Annotated in this window: 17 protein-coding genes; 11 read left to right on the top strand and 6 right to left on the bottom strand. The window is 70.2% G+C overall.

Going from position 1 to position 22,692, the window contains the following annotated elements:
- On the bottom strand, window positions 1-2,358 hold the full coding sequence (locus tag NKJ47_RS11300; protein ID WP_017909556.1) for a DNA translocase FtsK: 2,358 nt from the start codon (window positions 2,356-2,358) through the stop codon (window positions 1-3).
- A gap of 288 nt (window positions 2,359-2,646) precedes the next feature.
- Between NKJ47_RS11300 and trxB the strand changes: the two genes are divergently transcribed.
- The 4 genes from trxB to infA all read left to right on the top strand — a co-directional run bounded on the left by trxB (window position 2,647) and on the right by infA (window position 5,925).
- Window positions 2,647-3,615 (top strand): thioredoxin-disulfide reductase, encoded by a 969-nt coding sequence (trxB, locus tag NKJ47_RS11305; protein ID WP_010341722.1) that lies wholly within the window; start codon window positions 2,647-2,649, stop codon window positions 3,613-3,615.
- Between the two features lie 114 nt (window positions 3,616-3,729).
- Window positions 3,730-4,854, top strand: a complete 1,125-nt coding sequence (locus tag NKJ47_RS11310; RefSeq protein ID WP_254458009.1) for a GNAT family N-acetyltransferase — start codon at window positions 3,730-3,732, stop codon at window positions 4,852-4,854.
- 22 nt (window positions 4,855-4,876) lie between these two features.
- On the top strand, window positions 4,877-5,614 hold the full coding sequence (gene aat / locus NKJ47_RS11315; RefSeq protein ID WP_254458010.1) for a leucyl/phenylalanyl-tRNA--protein transferase: 738 nt from the start codon (window positions 4,877-4,879) through the stop codon (window positions 5,612-5,614).
- Between the two features lie 92 nt (window positions 5,615-5,706).
- Complete coding sequence (gene infA / locus NKJ47_RS11320; RefSeq protein WP_004425677.1) at window positions 5,707-5,925, top strand: translation initiation factor IF-1; 219 nt, start codon at window positions 5,707-5,709, stop codon at window positions 5,923-5,925.
- A 136-nt stretch (window positions 5,926-6,061) separates the two neighbouring features.
- On the opposite strand, the gene clpA is transcribed toward infA, so the two are convergent.
- A complete protein-coding gene (gene clpA, locus NKJ47_RS11325) occupies window positions 6,062-8,344 on the bottom strand; it encodes an ATP-dependent Clp protease ATP-binding subunit ClpA (RefSeq protein ID WP_254458011.1) in 2,283 nt (760 codons plus the stop codon).
- A gap of 123 nt (window positions 8,345-8,467) precedes the next feature.
- Window positions 8,468-8,788, bottom strand: coding sequence for an ATP-dependent Clp protease adapter ClpS (clpS, locus tag NKJ47_RS11330; protein ID WP_254458012.1), 321 nt, complete (start codon window positions 8,786-8,788; stop codon window positions 8,468-8,470).
- A 76-nt stretch (window positions 8,789-8,864) separates the two neighbouring features.
- On the opposite strand from clpS, the gene NKJ47_RS11335 reads away from it, so the two are divergent.
- The 6 genes from NKJ47_RS11335 (at window position 8,865) to NKJ47_RS11360 (ending at window position 13,359) form a co-directional block, all read left to right on the top strand.
- On the top strand, window positions 8,865-9,368 hold the full coding sequence (locus NKJ47_RS11335; RefSeq protein WP_254458013.1) for a hypothetical protein: 504 nt from the start codon (window positions 8,865-8,867) through the stop codon (window positions 9,366-9,368).
- Window positions 9,368-9,826 carry an NUDIX hydrolase gene (locus NKJ47_RS11340; protein ID WP_254458014.1) on the top strand — a complete coding sequence of 153 codons (459 nt, stop codon included), beginning with the start codon at window positions 9,368-9,370 and terminating at the stop codon, window positions 9,824-9,826. Before NKJ47_RS11335 ends, NKJ47_RS11340 begins: the two co-directional genes overlap by 1 nt.
- Window positions 9,823-10,965 carry a tRNA 2-thiouridine(34) synthase MnmA gene (gene mnmA, locus NKJ47_RS11345; protein WP_254458015.1) on the top strand — a complete coding sequence of 381 codons (1,143 nt, stop codon included), beginning with the start codon at window positions 9,823-9,825 and terminating at the stop codon, window positions 10,963-10,965. Before NKJ47_RS11340 ends, mnmA begins: the two co-directional genes overlap by 4 nt.
- On the top strand, window positions 10,962-11,576 hold the full coding sequence (gene hflD / locus NKJ47_RS11350; protein ID WP_254458016.1) for a high frequency lysogenization protein HflD: 615 nt from the start codon (window positions 10,962-10,964) through the stop codon (window positions 11,574-11,576). Before mnmA ends, hflD begins: the two co-directional genes overlap by 4 nt.
- A gap of 162 nt (window positions 11,577-11,738) precedes the next feature.
- Window positions 11,739-12,929: a methyl-accepting chemotaxis protein gene (locus NKJ47_RS11355; protein WP_254458017.1), complete on the top strand. Its 1,191-nt coding sequence runs from the start codon at window positions 11,739-11,741 to the stop codon at window positions 12,927-12,929.
- Between the two features lie 130 nt (window positions 12,930-13,059).
- Complete coding sequence (locus NKJ47_RS11360) at window positions 13,060-13,359, top strand: hypothetical protein (protein ID WP_254458018.1); 300 nt, start codon at window positions 13,060-13,062, stop codon at window positions 13,357-13,359.
- A 663-nt stretch (window positions 13,360-14,022) separates the two neighbouring features.
- On the opposite strand, the gene NKJ47_RS11365 is transcribed toward NKJ47_RS11360, so the two are convergent.
- The 3 genes from NKJ47_RS11365 to NKJ47_RS11375 form a co-directional block, all read right to left on the bottom strand.
- Entirely contained in the window at window positions 14,023-15,342 is a 1,320-nt protein-coding gene (locus NKJ47_RS11365; RefSeq protein WP_048489799.1) for an AAA-associated domain-containing protein, read from the bottom strand.
- Window positions 15,343-15,358: 16 nt separating this feature from the next.
- Window positions 15,359-17,116 (bottom strand): ABC transporter permease, encoded by a 1,758-nt coding sequence (locus NKJ47_RS11370; protein WP_254458019.1) that lies wholly within the window; start codon window positions 17,114-17,116, stop codon window positions 15,359-15,361.
- A 520-nt stretch (window positions 17,117-17,636) separates the two neighbouring features.
- Window positions 17,637-20,426, bottom strand: coding sequence for a sensor domain-containing protein (locus tag NKJ47_RS11375; RefSeq protein WP_254458020.1), 2,790 nt, complete (start codon window positions 20,424-20,426; stop codon window positions 17,637-17,639).
- Between the two features lie 163 nt (window positions 20,427-20,589).
- On the opposite strand from NKJ47_RS11375, the gene NKJ47_RS11380 reads away from it, so the two are divergent.
- Window positions 20,590-22,692 carry a PAS domain-containing sensor histidine kinase gene (locus NKJ47_RS11380; RefSeq protein WP_254458021.1) on the top strand — a complete coding sequence of 701 codons (2,103 nt, stop codon included), beginning with the start codon at window positions 20,590-20,592 and terminating at the stop codon, window positions 22,690-22,692.

Here is a 22,692-nt window from a genome sequence, read left to right on the forward strand (position 1 = left end):
TCACTTCGGCGGCGGCGGCGCCAGCACGCTGCGGTCGCCGTTGTGTTCGGGCGGGCTGACCACACCGGCGGCTTCCATCGCCTCGATCAGCCGCGCGGCGCGGTTGTAGCCGATCTTCAGCCGCCGCTGCACGCCGGAGATCGAGGCGCGGCGGGTCTCGGTGACGATGCGCAGGGCCTCGTCGTACAGCGGGTCGGATTCGTCGCCGCCCCCGCCGCCGGCTTCGGGCAGGCCGGTGGCGCCGATCACGGTGCCGTCGCCCATGGTTTGCACCTCGTCGAGCACGCCCTCGATGTAGTCGGCCGGGCCGCTGGCCTTGAGGTGCTCGACCACCCGGTGCACTTCCTCGTCGCTGACGAAGGCGCCGTGCACGCGGTCCGGCATCGCCGTGCCCGGCGGCAGGTACAGCATGTCGCCATGGCCCAGCAGGGTCTCGGCGCCGGACTGGTCGAGGATGGTGCGCGAGTCGATCTTGGAGCTGACCTGGAAGGCGATGCGGGTCGGGATGTTGGCCTTGATCAGGCCGGTGATCACGTCCACCGAGGGCCGCTGGGTGGCCAGGATCAGGTGGATGCCGGCGGCGCGGGCCTTCTGCGCCAGCCGCGCGATCAGTTCCTCGACCTTCTTGCCGACGATCATCATCATGTCGGCGAATTCGTCGATGAAGATGACGATGAACGGCAGCGTGTCCAGCGGCCGCGGCGCCTCGGCCAGGTCCGGGTTGGGCTTGAACAGCGGGTCCATCAGCGGCTGCCCGGCGTCCTGCGCGTCCTTGACCTTCTTGTTGAAGCCGGCCAGGTTGCGCACGCCCACCGCGCTCATCAGCTTGTAGCGGCGCTCCATCTCCGCCACGCACCAGCGCAGGCCGTTGGCGGCCTCCTTCATGTCGGTGACCACCGGCGCCAGCAGGTGCGGGATGCCCTGGTAGACGCTCAGTTCGAGCATCTTCGGGTCGATCATCAGCATCCGCAGGTCCTTGGCCGAGGCCTTGTACAGCAGGCTCAGCACCATCGCGTTGACCGCCACCGACTTGCCCGAGCCGGTGGTGCCGGCGACCAGCAGGTGCGGCATGCGCGCCAGGTCGGCCACGGTCGGGCGCCCGGCGATGTCCTTGCCCAGGGCCAGGGTCAGCGGGCTCGCCGACTTGTCGTATTCCTTGGAGCGCAGCAGCTCGCTGAGATAGATCATCTCGCGGCTGACGTTGGGGATCTCCAGGCCGATCACCGACTTGCCCGGGATCACGTCGACCACGCGCACCGACTTCACCGACAGGCCGCGGGCGATGTCCTTGTCCAGCGAGCTGATCTGGCTGACCTTGATGCCCGGCGCCGGCTCGATCTCGAAGCGGGTGATGACCGGGCCCGGATAGGCCCCGACCACCTGCGCCTCGATGCGGAAGTCCTTGAGCTTGAACTCGATCTGCCGCGACAGGGTTTCCAGGGTCTCCTCGGAATAGCCCTTGGCCTGCGGCTTGGGGTCGTCCAGCAGGGCCAGCGGCGGCACCCCGGACGGGTCGCTGCCGGTGCCGTGGAACAGCGGGATCTGCTGCTCGCGCTTGGCGCGCTCGCTCTTCTCCACCACCGGCGCCGGCGGCGGCTCGATCTTGACCGGCTCGCGCTTGGCGCGCTGCACCGCGTCGACCTTGCGCACTTCCTCGCGTTCCTCGCGCATGGCGCGGGTCTGCTGCCATTCGTTGGCCTGCTGGGTGCCGCGCCGGGCTAGCGCCGGCAGGGTCATCACCGCCTTGCCGATGCGCTCCATCACCGCGAACCAGGACAGCCCGGTGGCCAGGGTCACCGACACCAGCAGCAGCACCAGCACGAACAGGTTGGCGCCGAGCGCGCCGAACCCGGCGCCGAGCGAGTTGCCGACCAGCTTGCCGAGGATGCCGCCGGCCCCGGCCACGTCGCCGGCGAACAGGCGCAGGTGCAGCAGCCCGGTGGCGGCGATCAGGAAGCCGACGATGCCGACCAGGCGCAGCGCCGGGCCGAGGTCGGCCTCGCCATCGCCGTCCTGATCCATGCCGAACAGCGCGATCCAGGAGATCGCGCCGATCACCACCGGCAGCAGGAAGGCCACGTAGCCGAACAGTTGCAGCAGCACGTCGGCGATCCAGGCGCCGAACTTGCCGCCCATGTTGTGCACCGGCGCGACCACGCTGCCGGTATGCGACCAGCCCGGATCGGTCGCCGAGTACGTGGCCAGGCTGGCCAGCAGGTACAGCAGCAGCGGCGCGATCGCGATCAGCGCCAGGTCGCGCCACAGCTTCTGCCGGCGCGGGTTGGGCGCGGCGCCCTGCTTGCGTGCCGCCGCGTTGGCGCCCTGGGATTTGCCGCGTTCCGGAACCTGCTTCGCCACGCTATGACCAGACCTTAGAAATGCATCGTTAGTGATTGATAATAAACGACTCGCCCTTGCATTTCAGCAGTCGGTAGCTGAATCGTCCGGTCACGCCCGAGCGGCTGCCCGGCGGCGCCCGGTGCAGACACGCAATGGCGCGTGAGGGCGGCGGCGGTGGCGACGGGCCGCAGCGTTTCCGCCACGCGGCTTGATTCGTTCCAGGCCGGCCGCCACTCTATGCGCCTTCGTCCGGAACTCGCGCAATGCCGCGCTTCGGCCGCCATTTCACCCTGTTCGCGAGTATACATGAGCCCCTCTGCCGCCAATTCCGCCAAGCATTCCCGCCTGCTGATCCTGGGTTCCGGCCCGGCCGGCTGGACCGCCGCGGTCTACGCCGCGCGCGCCAACCTCAAGCCGGTGGTGATCACCGGCCTGCAGCAGGGCGGCCAGCTGATGACCACCACCGAGGTCGACAACTGGCCCGGCGACCCGCACGGCCTGATGGGCCCGGACCTGATGGCGCGCATGCAGGCGCATGCCGAGCGCTTCGAGACCGAGGTGATCTTCGACCACATCCACACCGCCGACCTGTCGCAGCGCCCATTCCGGCTCAGCGGCGACAGCGGCGACTACACCTGCGATGCGTTGATCATCGCCACCGGCGCCACCGCCAAGTACCTGGGCATCCCCTCGGAAGAGGCGTTCAAGGGCCGTGGCGTGTCCGCCTGCGCCACCTGCGACGGCTTCTTCTACAAGGACCAGGACGTGGTCGTGGTCGGCGGCGGCAACACCGCCGTGGAAGAGGCGCTGTACCTGTCCAACATCGCCCGCAAGGTCTACCTGGTGCACCGCCGCGACACCCTGCGCGCGGAAAAGATCATGCAGGACAAGCTGTTCGCCAAGGTCGCCGCCGGCAAGATCGAGACCGTCTGGCACCACCAGGTGGACGAGGTGCTGGGCAACGAGGCCGGCGTCACCGGCGTGCGGGTCAAGTCGGTGCAGGACGGCAGCACCCGCGACCTGGAAGCGCACGGCTTCTTTGTCGCCATCGGCCATCACCCCAACACCCAGCTGTTCGACGGCCAACTGGCGATGCACAACGGCTATCTGGAGATCCGCTCCGGCCTGGGCGGCGCCGCCACCGAGACCTCGGTGCCGGGCGTGTTCGCCGCCGGCGACGTCGCCGACCAGCATTACCGCCAGGCGATCACCTCGGCCGGCTTCGGCTGCATGGCCGCGCTGGACGCCGAGCGCTATCTGGACAAGGGTGCCTGAGTTCGCGCCTCCGCTGAGCTGCCGGCGTCTGGCCGGCCGCGATCGCGCGTCTGCACGGGTGGCGGGCGGCATGGCCGACCGCTGCGCCAGCCGCGGCGGCGCGCCGTCCCGGCGATGAGCCGGATCCGCTGGCTGCGCCGGCTCGACGCGGTCACCGCGGGCGACTGGGACGCCCTGCACGACGGCCGCAACCCTTTCGTCGCCCACGCCTTCCTGGCCGGCCTCGAGCAGCACGGCTGCCTGCGCCCGGACTGGGGCTGGAGTCCCTTGCATCTCACCGTCTGGGACGGCGAGACCCTGGTCGCGGCCGCGCCCGGGTACCTGAAAAGCAACTCGCACGGCGAATTCGTGTTCGACCATGCCTGGGCGCATGCCTACGCGCGCTACGGCCAGGACTACTTTCCCAAGTGGCTGTGCGCGGTGCCCTACTCGCCGGTGACCGGGCCGCGGCTGCTGGCGCGCGACCCGGCGGCGCGGCAGGAGCTGCTGGCGGCGATGCAGGCGCTGACCGAAAGCAGCGGTCTGTCCTCGGCCCACGTCAATTTCCACCGCGCCGAGGAGGACGCCGCCTTCGGCGCCGACTGGCTGGAGCGCAACGACGTGCAGTACCAGTGGCACAACGCCGCCGGCTGGAGCGGGTTCGACGACTACCTGGGCGCGATGGACCACAAGCACCGCAAGAACATCCGCCAGGAGCGCGCCAAGGTGCAGCGCGCCGGCATCTGCTTCCGCGTGCTGCACGGCGACGAGGCCAGCGCCGCCGACCTGCAGGCGATGTACGGGTTCTATCTGCGCACCTTCGACAACTACGGCAATTCGCCGGCGCTGACCCTGGACTTCTTCTCGCATCTTGCGCGAACGATGCCGCGCAACCTGCTGATCTTCCTGGCGATGCACGAAGACACCCCGGTAGCCGGTGCGTTCTGCCTGCGCGGCGGCGACACCCTGTACGGTCGCTACTGGGGCGGCGAGCCCCTGCCCGGCCTGCACTTCGAGACATGCTACTACCAGGGCATCGAGTATTGCCTGCGCGAAGGCCTGACCCGCTTCGAGCCGGGCGCGCAGGGCCAGCACAAGATCGCCCGCGGCTTCCTGCCGCGGCTGGTGCGCAGCCGCCATTGGATCGCCGACCCCGGCTTCCGCGTGCCGCTGGCCGAGTGGTGCGCGCAGGAGCGCGCCGATGTCCGCCAGCATGCGGCGGCGCTGCAGCGCCACTCGCCGTTCCGCCACGACGCCTGAGGCATCGGCTAGGCTTGCGGCGATGCGTCGTCTCCCTGTCCTGCTCGCGGCCGATCCCGCCGCCCCGTTCCCGCCGCCGTCCAGCGCCCTGCGCGAGCCGGACGGCCTGCTCGCGGTCGGCGGCGACCTGACGCCGACCCGCCTGCTCGCGGCCTATGCGCAGGGCATCTTCCCCTGGTACTCCGACGGCGAGCCGATCCTGTGGTGGAGCCCGGACCCGCGCACCGTGTTCCGCAGCGACGGCGTGCGCCTGTCCTCGCGCTTCCGCCGCAGCCTGCGGCGCTCGCCATGGACGGTACGCGCCGACACCGCCTTCGCTCAGGTGATCGACGCCTGCGCGCAACTCCCGCGCCGCGGCCAGGACGGCACCTGGATCACCGCACCGATGCGCGACGCCTACCTGGCCCTGTACCAGGCCGGCCACGCGCATTCGGTGGAAGTGTTTGACGGCAACGCCCTGGTCGGCGGCATCTACGGGGTGGCGCGCGGGCGCATGTTCTTCGGCGAGAGCATGTTCAGCGCCCGCAGCGGCGGTTCCAAGGTGGCGCTGGCGGCGCTGGCGCGGCGCCTGCATGGCTGGGGCTGGCCGTTGATCGACGCGCAGGTGGAGAACGACCACCTGCTCAGCCTGGGCGCCGAACGCTGGCCGCGCGCGCGGTTCCTGGGCGCCATCGCCCCGTTGGTGGCGGCGCCGGCCGAGACCGGGCCGTGGACGTTGCGATTCGGGACGCTGGCGGCCCTGGAACTGGCCCAGGGCTGAGCGGGATTAACGCAAACTTTGCATGGCGCGGCCCAGGCGAGTAAAATCCTCGCTCTTCAGGCCTTTGGCCGTTCCGAATCGCACAGGATTACATGTCGAAAGACGACTCCATCGAATTCGAAGGCACCGTCAGCGAGACGTTGCCCAATACCACGTTCCGGGTCAAGCTCGAAAACGGGCACGAAATCATCGCCCACATCTCCGGCCGCATGCGCAAGAACTACATCCGCATCCTGACCGGCGACCGGGTGAAGGTCGAAATGACCCCGTACGACCTGACCAAGGGTCGCATCACCTACCGCATGAAGTAATCCGCCACGCGCGGACATGAAGAAGGCGGCCAATGGCCGCCTTTTCGCGTCTGCAACGGGAGAACGACGGTGCCCCTCGCCAGGCGGCTGCAGCCTCTGCAGCCGCCTTTCGTCGTGCCTATCGCCCGGACCTGCCTCAGTCCACCGTCGCCGGCAGCAGGCGCTCGGGCTCGGCCTGGGTGTCGACCACCAGCTCGCCGTCGCGCACGTCGATGGTGACGCGGCCGCCGTTGACCAGCTTGCCGAACAGCAGCTCGTCGGCCAGCGGGCGCTTGACCTTGTCCTGGATCACCCGCGCCATCGGCCGCGCGCCCATCAGCGGGTCGAAGCCGTGCTGAGCCAGCCAGTCGCGCGCGGTCGGGGTCGCCGACAGCGACACGTGCTTCTCCTGCAGCAACATCTCCAGCTCGATCACGAACTTGTCGACCACGCGCAGGATGTGGCTGAAGGCCAGCGGCTGGAACTGCACCACCGCGTCCAGGCGGTTGCGGAACTCCGGGGTGAAGCTGCGGCGGATGATCTCCATCGCATCGGTGGAGTGGTCCTGCTGGGTGAAGCCGATCGAGCGCCGCGAGGCCTGGGTGGCGCCGGCGTTGGTGGTCATCACCAGGATCACGTTCTTGAAGTTGGCCTCGCGCCCGTTGGTGTCGGTAAGCACGCCGCGGTCCATGACCTGCAACAGGATGTTGAAGATGTCCGGATGCGCCTTCTCCACCTCGTCCAGCAGCAGCACGCAGTGCGGGGTCTTGACGATCTTCTCGGTCAGCAGACCGCCCTGGTCGAAGCCGACGTAGCCCGGGGGCGCACCGATCAGGCGGCTGATCGAATGCGGCTCCATGTACTCGGACATGTCGAAGCGCACCAGCTCGATGCCCAACTGCAGCGCCAACTGCTTGGTGACCTCGGTCTTGCCCACGCCGGTGGGGCCGGAGAACAGGAAGTTGCCGATCGGCTTCTCCGGATTGCCCAGGCCCGAGCGCGCCAGCTTGATCGACGAGGACAGCGTCTCGATCGCCGGATCCTGGCCGAAGATCACCATCTTCAGGTTGCGCTCCAGGTGCTGCAGCACGTCCTTGTCGGTGGCGCTGACCTGCTTGGCCGGGATCCGCGCCATCTTGGCGACGATGGTCTCGATCTCCTCGATGTCGATCAGTTCCTTGCGCTGGCCTTCCGGCAGCAGCCGCTGGCGCGCGCCGGCCTCGTCGATCACGTCGATCGCCTTGTCCGGCAGCAGCCGGTCGCCGATGTGCTTGACCGACAGGTCCACCGCCGCCTGCAGCGCGTCGTCGGCGTAGGTCACGCCGTGGTGCGCCTCGTACTTGGGCTTGAGTCCCTGCAGGATCTCGAAGGTTTCGCCCACGGTCGGCTCGACGATGTCGATCTTCTGGAAGCGCCGCGCCAGCGCACGGTCCTTCTCGAAGATGCCGCGGTACTCCTGGAACGTGGTCGAGCCGATGCAGCGCAGCTCGCCCGAGGACAGCGCCGGCTTGATCAGGTTGGACGCGTCCATGGTGCCGCCGGAGGCGGAACCGGCGCCGATGATGGTGTGGATCTCGTCGATGAACAGCACCGCGTTGGGCACCTTCTTCAGCGAGGTCAGCACGCCCTTCAGGCGCTTCTCGAAGTCGCCGCGGTACTTGGTGCCGGCGACCAGCGCGCCCAGGTCGAGCGAGAAGATCACCGCGTCGGCCAGCACCTCGGGGACGCTGCCCTCGACGATGCGCTTGGCCAGGCCCTCGGCGATGGCGGTCTTGCCGACGCCGGCCTCGCCCACGTATAGCGGGTTGTTCTTGCGCCGGCGGCACAGCACCTGGATGGTGCGCTCGATCTCGTCGCCGCGGCCCACCAGCGGGTCGATGCGGCCGTTGCGGGCCTGTTCGTTCAGGTTGGTGGCGTACTCGGCCAGGGCGTCGCCCTTGGCCTCGCCCTCGCCCGCCTCGCCCTTGGGCTCGCCATCGGCCGGCGCGGGGTGCTCGCCGTCCTCGCCCATCTTGGCGATGCCGTGGGACAGGTAGTTGACGATGTCCAGGCGGGTAATGTCCTGCTGGTTCAGGAAGTACACCGCATGCGAGTCCTTCTCGCCGAAGATCGCCACCAGCACGTTGGCGCCGCTGACCTCCTTCTTGCCCGACGACTGCACGTGGTAGACCGCCCGCTGCAGCACGCGTTGGAAGCCCAGGGTCGGCTGGGTGTCGCGGCCATCATCGTCGGCCAGGCGTGCGACCGAGGCGTCGATGGCCTGTTCCAGGTCGCTGCGCAGGCGGTCGACGTCGGCGCCGCAGGCCTTGAGCACAGCCTGGGCGGAGGGATTGTCGAGCAGTGCCAACAGCAGGTGCTCCACCGTCATGAACTCATGACGGGCTTCCCGGGCGCGCTTGTAGCACTGGCCGATGGTCTGCTCGAGATCTTTGCTGAACATGGTGTACTCCGACGTCTGTTGCCAACAATATGTGGCTTGAGTTGCGAATTTCCACAACCCTATCGGATCAGTGTGTTCACACCGCGTTAGTCCGGGCAAACCGGTGACCGACGCCTCCCACTATCAGGCTTTTTCCATCGTGCACAACAGGGGATGCTGGTTCATCCGCGAGAATTCGTTCACCTGAGCCACCTTGGATTCAGCCACCTCGCGGGTATACACCCCGCACACCCCGCGGCCGCGGGTATGCACGTGCAGCATCACCTGGGTGGCGCGTTCCAGGTCCAGGGCGAAGAACTGCTGCAGCACGGTCACCACGAAGTCCATCGGGGTGTAGTCGTCGTTCAGCAGCAGCACCTGATACATGGGCGGGCGGGCGATCTCCGGCTTGCCGGTCTCCACCACGACGCCATGGTCGTGTTCGGGGGAATTCTTGCGGGGCATCCGCCCATTATATACGGGGGCTGCCGGCCCGGATTGGACGATCGCCGGCCCTGCCCGCACAATTCCCCTCCTTTCGATGGCGCTCCGCATGCATTCGACGATGTTCCCCAAGCTTCCGCTGCTCGCCGCGCTGCTCGCCGCCGCCCTGCCGGCTGCCGCCGCGCCGCCGGATGCGGCGTTGGGCAAGCGCCTGCAGGCGCTGGGCTACGACGTGCAGGCCGACGAGGACGGCGACTACCAGGTGCTGTTCGGCCTGCGCGACCACGGCCGCGAGCGCAAGCAGCTCGCCTACGTGCGCTCGCCGGTGGAGACCTTCGGCAGCTACCGCATCCGCGAGGTGTGGTCGCCGGCCTACCAGGCGCAGGGCGACAGCCTGCCCGCCAGCGTCGCCAACCGGCTGCTGGAGGACGCGCAGTCGGACATCCTCGGCGGCTGGGTGCGCCAGGGCGGCACCGCGGTGTTCGTGGTCAAGCTCCCCGCCGATGCCGACGATACAGCGCTGCGCGAGGCGCTGGAGGCGGCCGCGCGCGGCGCCGACGCGATGGACGCCGAGCTCAACGGCGGCAAGGACCTGTTCTGATGACGGCGGCCGCGGCCCCCTGGCAGCCCGACGTGACCGTGGCCACGGTGGTGGTGCGCGACGGGCGCCTGCTGCAGGTCGAGGAAGCGATCGCCGGAGCGCTGGTGCTGAACCAGCCGGCGGGCCATCTGGAGCCGGACGAGAGCCTGGTCCAGGCCGCGGTGCGCGAGACGCTGGAGGAAACCGGCTGGCACGTGCGGCCGACCGCGTTCATCGGCGCCTACCAGTGGAAGGCCGACAACGGCCGCCACTACCTGCGCTTCGCCTTCGCCGCCGATGCGGTCGCGCACGATGCGCAGCGGCCGCTGGACACCGGCATCGTGCGTGCGCTGTGGATGACCCCGGCCGCGCTGGAGGCCGCCGCGCCGCGCTGGCGCAGCCCCCTGGTGTGGCAGGTGGTGGCCGATTTTCTGGCCGGGCGCCGTTACCCGCTGGATCTGCTGCGGCAGGTGGCATGAACGGCGCAGCGGTCATGGTCGGCGTCTCCGGCGGCGTGGATTCGTCGGTGGCGGCCTGGCAACTGGCCCAGCAGGGCGCAACGGTGTCCGGGCTGTTCATGCAGAACTGGGCCGACGACGGCAGCGGCGACTGCCGTGCCGACGAAGACCGCCGCGATGCGGTGGCGGTGTGCGGGCGGCTGGGCATCCCGTTCCATTTCCGCGACTTCTCGCAGGAGTACTGGCAAGGCGTGTTCGCGCACTTCCTGGCCGAGTACGCCGCCGGGCGCACACCGAACCCGGACGTGCTGTGCAACCGCGAGGTCAAGTTCAAGCATTTCCTGGACGCGGCGCGCGACCTCGGCGCCGAGCGCATCGCCACCGGCCACTACGCGCGGGTGGATTGCGTCGGCGGCCGCTGGCGGCTGCTGCGCGGGCTGGACCGCAACAAGGACCAGAGCTACTTCCTGCATCAGTTGGGCCAGGCGCAACTGGCCGCGACCCTGTTCCCGGTCGGCGAGCTGCCCAAGGAACAGGTGCGCCGCATCGCCCGCGAGGCCGGCCTGCCGACCCACGCCAAGAAGGATTCCACCGGCATCTGCTTCATCGGCGAACGCGATTTCCGCGCGTTTCTGGGCCGTTACCTGCCGGCGCGGCGCGGCGAGATCCGCGACCCGCACGAGCAGGTCGTGGCCGAGCATCCGGGGGTGTTCTACTTCACCCTGGGCCAGCGCGAGGGCCTGAACATCGGCGGCGTGCGCGGCCGCGCCGCGGCGCCGTGGTACGTGGTCGGCAAGGACGTCGCCCGCAACGTGCTGTACGTCGACCAGGACCGCGACAGCCCCTACCTGATGGCCGGCCGGCTGCGGTCCGAGACCGCGCACTGGATCGCCGGGGCGCCGCCGGCGCGGCGCTTCGACTGCACCGCGCAGACCCGCTATCGTCAGGCCGACGAGCCGTGCACGGTCGAGGTCGGCGACGACGGCGGCCTGTCTGTACGCTTCGCGCGCCCGCAGCGCGCCGTCACCCCCGGGCAGTCGCTGGTGCTGTACCAGGGCGAGGAATGCCTGGGCGGCGCCGTGATCGCCACCACCGATGCCCCGCTGGAGCGCCGCCTGGCGCAGCAGGCCCCCGCCGTACACGAGGACACCATTCGATGACCGATTCCATGGACGCGCGCATGCTGGCGCTGGCGGGCATGGCCCAGGCCCTGCAGCAGGTGCGGCGCATCGCCGAGACCGGCCAGTCGGAGGCGTCGCTGGTGCGCACCCTGCTCGACAGCGTGTTCCGCATCGACGCGCCCAGCCCCGAGGCGGTCTACGGCCGCCGCGCCGACCTGGCGCCGGGCCTGCGCCTGTTGCACAACTACTTCCGCAACCAGGGCCAGGACGAGGTGCTGCCGCGGCTGGCGCTGGCGGTGATCCAGCTGGAACGGCGCTTCGCCGGCGATGCCGCGACCGACGCCAAGGTCGACGCCGGCCTCGCCCGGATCGGGCCGCTGCTGGAGCGCCATGGCGACAGCACCCACCCCGAGGTGATCGCGGCGCTGGGCCAGCTCTATGCCGACACCATCAGCCACCTGCGCCCGCGGGTGATGGTGCAAGGCAATCCGCACTACCTGGGCCAGGCCGGGGTGGTGGCCGAGATCCGCGCGCTGCTGCTGGCGGCGGTGCGCGCGGCGGTGCTGTGGCGGCAGATGGGCGGCAGCCTGTGGGATTTCCTGCTGGCCAAGCGGCGCATGCGCGAGACCGTGGACCGGGCGCTGCGCTGAGCCTGCCGCGGCAGCACAGCGGGCCCGCCGCGTGCGGTCCGCGGCGCGTTTTGCGACGCCGATCGTGCGAAAGCCGGTAGGTTTCGACGATCCGGCAACGGCGCTGCTAAAGACACCGGGGGGACGGCCGATACAGCAACCGTGACTCTGCCGAGAACGTCCATGTACTCACGCCTCCTGATCCGTCTGGCCGCCCCGCTCGCCCTGACGTTGCTGTTCCCCATCGCCGCCGGTTTCGACTGGCCGGCCCCGGTCCGTTGGGCCATCCTCACCACGATGACGCTGAGCTGGCTCGGCTTCGCCGGCTGGACCGCGTACAGCCAGAGCCGGCGCTCGCCGGAGCAGGCCAAGGTCATGCGCGAACAGGACCATCTGCTGACCGAACTGCGCAGCTTCGTCGGCAACGAGATCGAGGGCTCCCGCTCCGAGATCGAACGTGCCCGCGAACTGATCCGCCAGGCGGTCAGCGGCCTGGGCGGCAGCTTCGAGGCGATGAACCGCAAATCGCGGCAGCAGAGCGTGGCCCTGGCCCGCATCGTCGACCGCGCCGGCGAAGACGGCGGCGCCGGAGTGGACGTGGCCCGCTTCGCCCAGCATGCCAGCCAGCGCATGGAGCAGTTGGTGGAGGCGTTGGAGCAGGTCAGCGGCCAGAGCAGCACCACGGTACACTACATCGACGACATGTCCCAGCACCTGGACGGCATCTTCGCCCTGCTGGAGGACGTCAAGTCGATCGCCGACCAGACCAACCTGCTGGCGCTGAACGCGGCGATCGAAGCGGCGCGTGCCGGCGAGGCGGGCCGCGGCTTCGCGGTGGTGGCCGACGAGGTGCGCAACCTGTCCGAGCGCTCGACCACCTTCAACGAGCAGATCCGCAAGCTGGCGCACAGCTCCAAGGACGCCATCGCCAAGGTCCGCGAGACGGTCTCGCACATGGCCTCGCGCGACATGGACCGCTCCCGCGAGGCGCGGGCCGAGGCCGCGGCGATGCTGGACAACGTGGCCGCGATCAACCACTCGCTGGGCGACGGCATGCGCGAGATCTCCGAATGCGGCCGCGCCATCGACAGCAGCGTCGCCGAAGCGGTACGCGCCCTGCAGTTCGAGGACATCGCCACCCAGGCCCTGGGCGGCGTGCACACCCACCTGGACCGCCTGACCGCGATCAACCGCGAGGCCGTGGCGCTGCAGGAGCTGCTGCACCGCAATGGCGGCGTGTTCGACCACGAACTGATCGACGCCCTGCAGCGGGTCGGCAACCGCCTGCGCGACATGCGCACCGAGTGGGAGCGTCCGCCGCACAAGCCGGTGGCGCAGCAGAGCATGGGTGCCGGTACGGTCGAGCTGTTCTAAGCGCGCCTTGTCGTCCTCCGCGCCATGAACCGACGAGTCCCCGGCCCCTGCCGGGGCTTGTCGTCTCTGCCCTTCCCGTCCGGCCCCGTCGATGTCGATGCATCTCCAGTCCCTGTCCCGAGTTGCGGCCATGTCCTGCGATGAACGCAGCAGCGCACACGCGCCCTCGTCCGAGCCGGTGGCGGACCCCGTGGTCCGGCCGGTGAGCGCGCCGCGACAGCCTGGCCACACCCTGCGACGGCTGGAGGCGCTGGCCCAGGCCGAGCTGCGGCAGTTGCTGATCGCGCGTGGGCCGTCACCGCAGGACGCGCGCATCGCCGACCCGGTGTGGGCCGGCCTGGCCTGGGACATGGGCCTCAACGGCAGCGCGGTCGCCGCCGCCGGCACGCCGGCGCCGCTCGTGCACTTCCCGCTCTACGACGGCGACTGAGCCGATCGCGGTTGCAGTGGTGGCAGCGCGTGGAGTTTGCTGTGGGAGCGAGTTCAGGGCACCGCCAGAACGTCATCCCGCTCCATTTCGCCTGGGCGCGCGCGGCCGAGCGGCTCATACGCGCTCCGCGGCTGTATGTAGAAGCGGCATGTAGAAGCGGCTTCAGGGCACCTCTGCATCCTGTAGGAGCGGCTTCAGCCGCGACGGGCTTACTGGGAACGATCCGTCGCGGCTGAAGCCGCTCCTACGTCGGCCGACAGCGTGTCTCGCCAGGCTGCGGCAAAAGGCCACCAAGCGCAGCAGCGTGCGGTCGCGACGAGCCAGCGCCACGTGCCTGGCCGGCCGCATGCAGTCGGGACTGAACTCCCTGTCCAGCGCCGGATCGCGGGATAGCCTCCTGTGGGAGCGACTTCAGTCGCGACGCGTGGCGCCATCCGGCGCGTTGATGCCTCCTGCCGTCGGGACTGAAGTCCCTCCTACACCCTGGCTTGCGCGTGGCGAGTGCGCTCCTTAGGCCGTGCCATCCGTCGCGGCCCAGGCTGCGGAGATATCCCATCGCCTGATGCCGTCGCCGGCGTCGGGTCGCGGCGGAAACCGCCCCTACACGCGACGCGCAACGTCTCTCGCGCTCGCTCCTACGCTCGGCGCGCAACGCCTCCGGGGCTAGCTCGGATTCTCCAGCGAGAACAGATCCGCCTGCTTGTCGTAGGCGAAGTACTCGGCATAGCGCGCCCAGCTGGTGACCGCCTGCACCGTCTCCGCCGCGTAGGCCTCGGACATGTGGTCTTCCAGCTCGTCGCGGAAGCGGCGCGCCGGCGCGTGATGCGCCGGGCGCTCGTCGAGCACGCGGCGGATGTGCGCGGCCAACGGCACATAGGTGGCCAGGTGCTGGGCGAACAGCTGCTTGCGCGCATCGGTGCCCAGCTCGGCGAAGCGCTGCCCGGCCGGGGTCAGTTGCAGGTCGCCCTGTTCGAACACGGCAAAGCGCAGCAGTTGCAGGGTCTCGGCGATCGGGAACAGTTCGTCCACTTCCAGCTGCAGGCCGGCCGCCAGCGGCGGCAGGTCGGCGCGGCCGTGGTAGGGCTCGGCCGCCACCGCCTCGATCAGGCCGGCCAGCAGGTTGCTCGACACCCGCGGCAGGACCATGGCGATGCCGCTGCCCGGGAACACGCCCTCGCGGGTCTGCGGCCGCTGCGGGCTGGCGGTCATGCGTGCGTAGATGTCGTCGACCAGGGCGCGGAACGCCGGTGCCAGGCGGTTGCGCGGCTGCGGCAGGGTCACCTCGATCTCGCCGATCACCCGCCCCGGGTTGGCGCCGAAGATGACGATGCGGTCGCACATCAGCACCGCCTCTTCGATGTTGTGGGTGACCATCAGGATCGATTCGATCGGCATGCGCCCTTCCGACCACAGGTCCAGCAGGTCGGTGCGCAGGGTCTCGGCGGTGAGCACGTCCAGCGCCGAGAACGGCTCGTCCATCAGCAGCAGCTTCGGCCGCACCACCAGCGCCCGCGCCAGGCCCACGCGCTGGCGCATGCCGCCGGACAGTTCCTTCGGGTAGGCGCCCTCGTAGCCGTCCAGGCCGATCAGGTCGATCGCCGCCAGGGCGCGCCGGCGGCGTTCGTCGGCGGCCACGCCGCGCGCCTCCAGGCCCACTTCCACGTTCTGCAGCACGGTCAGCCACGGAAACAGGGCGAAGCTCTGGAACACCATGGCGATGTCGTCGGCCACCTGGCCCGGCGCGGCGTCGCGGAAGGCGATGCTGCCGGCGCTGGGCTGCAGCAGCCCGGCGATGGCGCGCAGCAGGGTCGACTTGCCCGAGCCGGAACGGCCGAGCAGGCCCACGATCTGCCCCGAGTGCAGGGTCAGGTCGACGTCCTCCAGCACCACCAGCGGCGTGGCCCCGCCCTTGTCGTAGCTCTTGCGCACGCCCTGCACGCGGACCAGCGGGGCGCGCTCGGGCACGCTTGCGGAATAGCTCATGGTCGGTCTCCTGGAATCAGTCGAAACGCAGGCGGCGTTCGGCGAAGACGTACAGGCGTCGCCATACCGCACGGTTGAAGAGGGTCACGAACAGCGACATCACCGCCACCCCGAGCAGCACCCGCGCGCCATCGCCGGCGGCGGTGGCGCGGGCGATGTAGGCGCCCAGGCCGTAGGCCTGCACCTGGGTATGGCCCCAGCTGGCCAGCTCGGCCACGATGCTGGCGTTCCAGGAACCGCCGGACGCGGTCAGCGCGCCGGTGATGTAGTACGGGAAGATGCCGGGCAGGATCACCCGCCGCCACCAGGTCCACGAACGCAGGTGGTAGATGCTCGCCGCCTCGCGCAGATCGGTGGGAAAGGCGCTGGCGCCGGCGATCACGTTGAACAGGATGTACCACTGGGTGCCGAGGATCATCAGCGGCGACAGCCAGATGTTGGGATCGGCGCCGGTGCGGACGATGGCCAGCACCGCGAACGGGAACAGCACGTTGGCCGGGAACGCGGCCAGGAACTGCGCCAGCGGCTGCACCCGCTGCGCCACCTTCGGACGCAACCCGATCCACACGCCGATCGGCACCCACACCAGGCTGGCCAGGGCGATCAGCACCACGACCCGCAACAGCGTGGCCAGGCCGCCGCCGAAGGCCTCGGCGAGGTCGTGCAGGCCCAGATGACGGCGGCCGTAGTCGTAGGCGAACCAGGCCGCGGCGGCGCCGGCCAAGGCCAGCGCCGCGCTCCACAGCCGGTCGCCCCACACCCCGCTGCCGCCGGACGGGCGCGCCGCGGCCGCAGGCTGCGGCTGGCGCCGCGGTGCCCAGCGCAGCAGCATCGCACGCTGCCAGACCCAGGCCAGCGGCGCGACCAGGCGCTTGGCCAGGCGCGTGCGCCGCAGCAGGTCGTACAGCCACGACTGCGGCTTGTCCTGCGAGGCGGTGAGTTCGGCGCGGAACTTGTCCGACCAGGCCACGATCGGGCGGAACAGCAACTGGTCGTACAGCGCGATCAGCACCGCCATCGCCACGACCGCCCAACCGACCGCGGCGAAGTTGCGCTGGGCGATCGCCAGCGCCAGGTACGAGCCGATGCCGGGCAATTCCAGGGTGTGGTCGCCGACGCTGATCGCCTCGGAGGCGACGACGAAGAACCAGCCGCCGGACATGGACATCATCATGTTCCAGATCAGCGACGGCGTGGCATACGGCGCCTCCAGCCGCCAGAAGCGCTGCCAGGCGCTGAGCCCGAAGCCGCGCGCCACTTCGTCCAGGTCGCGCGGCACGTTGCGCAGCGACTGGTAGAACGAGAACGCCATGTTCCAGGCCTGGCTGGTGAAGATGGCGAAGATCGAGGCCAGCTCCGCGCCGATCTGGCGGCCGGGGAACAGGCCCAGGAAGAAGGTCACGGTGAAGGTGAGGAAGCCCAGCACCGGCACCGACTGCAGGATGTCCAGCGCCGGCACGATCACCCGTTCGGCGCGCCGGCTCTTCGCGGCCAGGGTCGCCACCACGAAGGTGAAGAGCAACGAGGCGGCCATCGCCGCGAACATGCGCAAGGTGGTGCGCAGGCCGTACTCGGGCAACTGCCACAGATCCAGCGACACCGCGGCGGTGCCCGCCGGCGGCAGCGGCGCGCGCATGTCGGCGGCGCCGTGCAGCAGCAACGCGCCCAGCCCCAGCAGCAACCCGAACACCGCCAGGTCGTGCAGGTTGGGCAGCACGCCGGGGCGGGCGGCGAGCTGTTCGGGCGCGGAGCGGTCGCGTGCGAATGGCAGCATAGGAAAATCCGGCAGGAGCGGCAGGCGGGGGCCGCAGGGAAGAAGGAAGCTGGCGCAGGCCGCGAAGCGGACCGCCCAGTGTGACCGGGGAAGATGTACGCCGTGCGTCAGCCGCTGCCGGCCGCGCCGGCATCCGCAGGCGCGGCGGTGCAGGCATGGCGTCGCCGCAGCGCACGGCCGAGCGGCGGCGGCGGATGGATCAGGGGCGATGGCAGGCGCATGGGCGGCTCCGACGGCGGGCAACGCCAGGGGCTACGCTCGGAGTCCTCGCGGATCGGCTTGCGCTTTTTCGGAATCAAGGCCAGCGCCGCAAGGGGCTGGCGAACGATCCCGTCCTGAGCGGACGGGACCCATCTGGGACGACCCAGACCGTGGCGGTCCTGTCAGCTCTGTCGCTGCAGCGTCGGTCTAGGATGACTGTCCAAGGAAGGTGGCCTCTGGCCGGGAAACGATGGGCGCGCGCAGTATAGCCAGCTGCTGCGCCGCCGCAAGTGCGCGCGGCGCAGCGGCGGCGGCGCATTCACTGCGCAGCCAGCACCAGCCGCGGATGCGTGGCCGGCGCCACCTGCTGGCGCGCGCGCAACCACGCCGCCAGCTCGCGCGGCGGCAACGGCCGCGAGTGCAGATAGCCCTGGATCTCGTCGCAGCCCTGCTCGCGCAGTAGCGCCTCTTCCTGCGCCGTCTCCACGCCCTCGGCCACCACCTGCATGCCCAGCGCGTGGCCGAGCTGCACGATCGCCTGGGTGACCTTGGCGGTGCCGCTGTCGTGCAGCATGTCCTGCACGAAGCTGCGGTCGATCTTCAGCCGCTGCACCGGGAAGCGGTTGAGGTAATGCAGGTTGGAGAAGCCGGTGCCGAAATCGTCGACCGCCAGCAGCACGCCTTCCTGCTCGAACAGTTCGAAGCAGCGGCGCAGCGACTCGCTGTCGCGGATCAGCGCCGACTCGGTCAGCTCCAGTTCCAGCCGTTTCGGCGACCAGCCATTGCGCTGGCACAGCTCGATCACCCGCTCGGCGAAGCCGCGGTCGCGCAACTGCATCGCCGACACGTTCACCGAGACCCGGTCGAAACTCAGCCCGGCCGCATCCCAGGCCGCGGCCTGGCGGCAGGCCTCGCCGATCACCCAGTCGCCCAGGCGCACGATCTCGCCGCATTCCTCGGCGATGGGAATGAATTCGGCCGGATTGCAGTGGCCGTGGCCGGGACGGTGCCAGCGCAGCAGCGCTTCCACCGCCGGCGCCCGCTCGCCCGCCGCGTGCACCAGCGGCTGGTACACCAGCGCGAACTCCTCGCGGTCCAGTGCGCCGTGCAGGGCATGTTCGATCTCCAGGCGCCGCTGCGCGCGCAGCAGCACGTCCTGGCTATAGTAGTGGCAGGTGTTGCGCCCGGATTCCTTGGCCGCGTACATCGCCGCATCGGCCGCACGCAGCAGGCCATCGAAGTCCTGGCGTCCCTCCTCCATCAGCGCGATGCCGATGCTGGCGCCGATCTTGATCACGTTCTCGCCGCTATGCAGCGGCTCGGCCAGCGCCGCGATCAGCTTGCGCGCCACGTGCCCGGCGTCGCCGGGCTCGGCCAGGTCGCGCAGCACCACCACGAACTCGTCGCCGCTGAAGCGGCCGAACAGGTCGCTGGTGCGCAGTTGCTGGTGCATGCGGGTGGCCGCCAGCTTCAGCAAGGCGTCGCCGGTGGCGTGGCCGAAGGAGTCGTTGATGCTCTTGAAGCCGTCCAGGTCGACGAACAGCATCGCCAGCGTGGTGCCGCGCCCTACCGCATCGTGCATCGCCTTCTCGGCCTGCTCGCGCAGCAACTGGCGGTTCGGCAGGCCGGTCAGCAAATCGTAGTGGGCCAGCAATTCGATGCGCTCGCTGGCCTCGCGCTCGCGGGTGATGTCGCGGAACAGCACCACGAAGCGCTGCGGCAGGCCGTCGCGTTCGTCCAGCTCGATCAGCACCTGCACCCAGATGCGCTGCCCGGACGGGCGGTGGAAACACAGGTCCAGTTGCTCCGGCAGGCCGCCCTGGGCGATGCGCACCAGCGCCGCCTCGAACGCATCGCGCGAGTCCTGGGTGTACAGCGCCAGCGCGTGGTCAAGGTCGATGACCTCCTTGCGCAGGCCATGGATGCGGTAGCACTCCTCGGTCCACTGCATGCGCCGGGTGCCGACCTCGATCTCGCAGCCGCCGATCTTGCCCAGCGCCGAGACCCGGTTGAGCAGTTCGGTGCGCCAGCGGATCAGCGCGTCGGTCTGGCGCTGCTCGGTGATGTTCTGCACCTGGCCGAGCACCCGCTGGATGCGGCCGTCGGCCTCCAGCTGCGGCTGCGCCCATACCCGCAGGTGCAGCGGCGCCTCGCTGCCGCGCACCAGCTCGACCTCGAAATTGGCCGGCTTGGCCTCGCGCACCATGCGCCGCCAGATCGAGACCACCTGCGCCATCGAATCGCGGCTGAGCAGGCGCAGCCAGCCGCGGCTGCTGGGCGCCTGCTGGTCGTCCAGGCCGGTGACGCGCAGGAACTCGCGCGAGCACCACACCCGGTCGCGCAGCGGATCCCAGGACCAGCTGCCCATGCGGGTCATGCGCTGCGCCTCGCGCAGCAGGGTCTGCTGGTCGCGCAGGCGCTGCTCGAGCAGCTTCTGCTCGTGGATGTCGGTGTGCGTGCCGATCATGCGCAGCGGGCTGCCGTCGGCGGTGCGCGCCACGATGCGGCCGCGGTCCAGGATCCAGTGCCACTGCCCGTCCTGCCGGCGCAGGCGGAACTCGCACATGTAGGTTTCGGTGCGGCCCTCGAAGTGCGCGCGGATCGCCTGGCGCAGGCGCTCCTGGTCGTCGCCGTGGACCAGCGGCAGCAGCGCGTTCAGGCCATCGGCCGGGGCATCGCCGGCGTAGCCGAGCATCCGCTTCCAGCGTTCGGAGCGGAAGATCGTGTCGCTGGGGATGTCCCAGTCCCACAGGCCGTGCTCGGCGCTGTCCAGGGCGATCTCCCAGCGGGTGGCACCGTCGCTGCCGACCGGTTCGGGCACGCTGAGGGTATAGGCCAGCAGGCCGCCGCTGTCGTCGCGGACCGCGCGCAACCAGCCGTCCAGGCGCCGCCCGGCGGTACCGGGCAAGGCGCAGGCCAGCATCGTCTCGCCGCCGAGCAGGCGCTCGCGGACCGCACGCAACAGCTCGGCGTACGCCTCCACCGTGCGCGGCAGCTCCAGTGCCTGCGCTGCCCGGTTCGCCGCCAGCGGCCTGCCGTCGGCGTCCAACAGGACGAGCGCCGAGGTGAGCGGGTGCTGCAGCAAGCTTGCGATGACGCCTTGATCCACGCCGAGATGCTCCGTTTCGCCGCCCTGAAGGCCAGCGGTCGAAGGTGATAACGGCACCCGGCGGCATTAATTGAGCGCCGGCACCGCCCGGCGATGGGCCGCGGCGGCCGTCAGCGGCTAAGATGTCCGCCGGACACGGACCACCGCAGCAGGCTGCCGGGGCATGCAACCACAACGCGACAGCGCCCCGCCCATCCAGGCGACCTCCGGCATGCGCCTGGCGCAACGCCTGGACCACGGCATCTGGCGGGTGGTGCTGCTGTACGTGCTGCTGGGACTGGCGCTGTCGATTGGCAGCGACCTGATTTTGGTGCATTTCGTAGACGATCCCGACACGTTGATCGTCCTGCAGTTGGTCAACGACGCCCTGTTCCTGGCCCTGACCGCGGTCGCCCTGTATTACCTGCTGCGCCCGCTGGTGCGCGCCGCGGTGCAGGCGCACACCCGGCTGGCGCTGTCGGAAGCCGGCTACCGGCAGATGTTCCACGCCAATCCCAGCCCGATGCTGGTCTACGACCTGGAAAGCCTGCGCATCCTCGACGTCAACCCCGCCGCGGTCGCCTTCTTCGGCTGGTCGCACGACGAATTCGTGGGCCTGGAGCTGGCCCGGCTGTGGCCGCCCAGCGCCAGCGCCCGCCTGGCCGAAGTGATCGAGACCATCCGGCAGACCCCGTCCAAGACCTGCGTGGTGGCCGAGCCGCTGCGCCTGCGCGACGGCAGCCAGTGCATGGCCGAGGCGCGCAGCACCAGCCTGGACTACCACGGCCGGCAGGCGCGACTGGTGGTGGTCAGCGACCGCAGCGCCGAATACGACGCGCAGCGCCGCCGCGACCAGGCCCTGCAGCATCTGCAGGAAGCGCAGGCGATCGCGCGGCTGGGCTCCTGGCAACTCGACCGGGCCAGCGGCCTGGGCCGCTATTCCGAGCAGGTCTACCGGATGCTTGGCCGGCGCGTGCCGGACCAGCCGCGCCAGCACCGCCTGGAGGAGCTGCTGGTGCCGCCGGACGTGGCGTCGCAGGCGCGCATCCAGCGGGTGATCGAGGACCTGTGCGGCAGCGCGCCGCTGCAACTGGACATGCTGCTGCCGGTACTGGCCGCCGACGGCCAGGCGCGCATGCTGCACCTGCGCGCCGAGTCGGCCAGCGACGACGACGGCGGCGCCTGCGTCCACGGCACCCTGCAGGACGTGACCGAGCACGAGCGCTCGCGGCGCCTGCTGCACGAGCGCGAGGAACAGTTCCGCGAACTGGTGCGGGTGCTGCCGGACGGCGTGGCGATCCTGCACCAGGAACACGTGCTGTACGCCAATGCCGCCTGCGCCGGGCAATTCGGCTTCGAGGGCGAGAACCTGCTCGGCGAGCCCCTGCAAGGCCTGGTCGACAGCGCCGACCTGGCGCAGGTGCGGCAGCGGATGGGCGCGGCCGGGGCCAAGGGCGAACGCGGCGCCACCGCGCGCATGCGCCGCCGCGACGGCTCGCTGTTCCACGCCGGGCTGTCGTTCGGCAACGTCCGCTACAGCGGCCGCGACTGCAAGCTGTTGATCGTGCGCGACCTCAGCGAACCGGAGCGCATGCGCGACGCGCTGGCGCAGAGCAACCGCGAACTGCAGGCGATGGCGCGGCGCCTGTTCTCGCTGCAGGAGGACGAACGCCGCGCGATCTCGCGCGACCTGCACGACGACATCGGCCAGGCGATCACCGCGATGAAGCTGTCCGCGCACGCGGCGCTGGACGAGACCGACGCCGCGCGCCGCCGCGAGGACCTGGACGAGATCGTGAGCCTGGCCGACAGCAGCATCACCAAGCTGCGCAACCTGTCCACGCTGCTGCGGCCGCCGCAGTTGGACGCGCTGGGCCTGGAGGCGGCGCTGCGCTGGCAGGCCGGCATGCTGTTCCGCGCCTCGCCGGTGCGCCTGCACCTGGACATCGCCGCCCTGCCCGAGCGCCCCAGCGGCGAGGTCGAGCAGGCCTGTTTCCGCATCGCCCAGGAGAGCCTGACCAACGTGCTGCGCCATGCCAGCGCCGGCGAGGTGCGGATGACCCTCGGCGACGAGGAACGCCAACGCCTGCGCCTGGAAGTGGTCGACGATGGCGACGGCTTCGACCCGGCCGGACCGCGCGGCCTGGGCCTGATCGTGATGCGCGAGCGCGCGCAGAGCGCCGGCGGTACCCTGCAGATCGACACCGCGCCGGGCGCCGGCACCCGGGTGACGCTGTGCCTGCCCTACGCCACCGCGGCATCGCCGTCGCCCTCTCCTGGAACCTGA

The sequence above is a fragment of the Xanthomonas sacchari genome (genome assembly GCF_024266585.1).
GTDB classification, from domain to species: Bacteria; Pseudomonadota; Gammaproteobacteria; order Xanthomonadales; family Xanthomonadaceae; genus Xanthomonas_A; species Xanthomonas_A sacchari_C.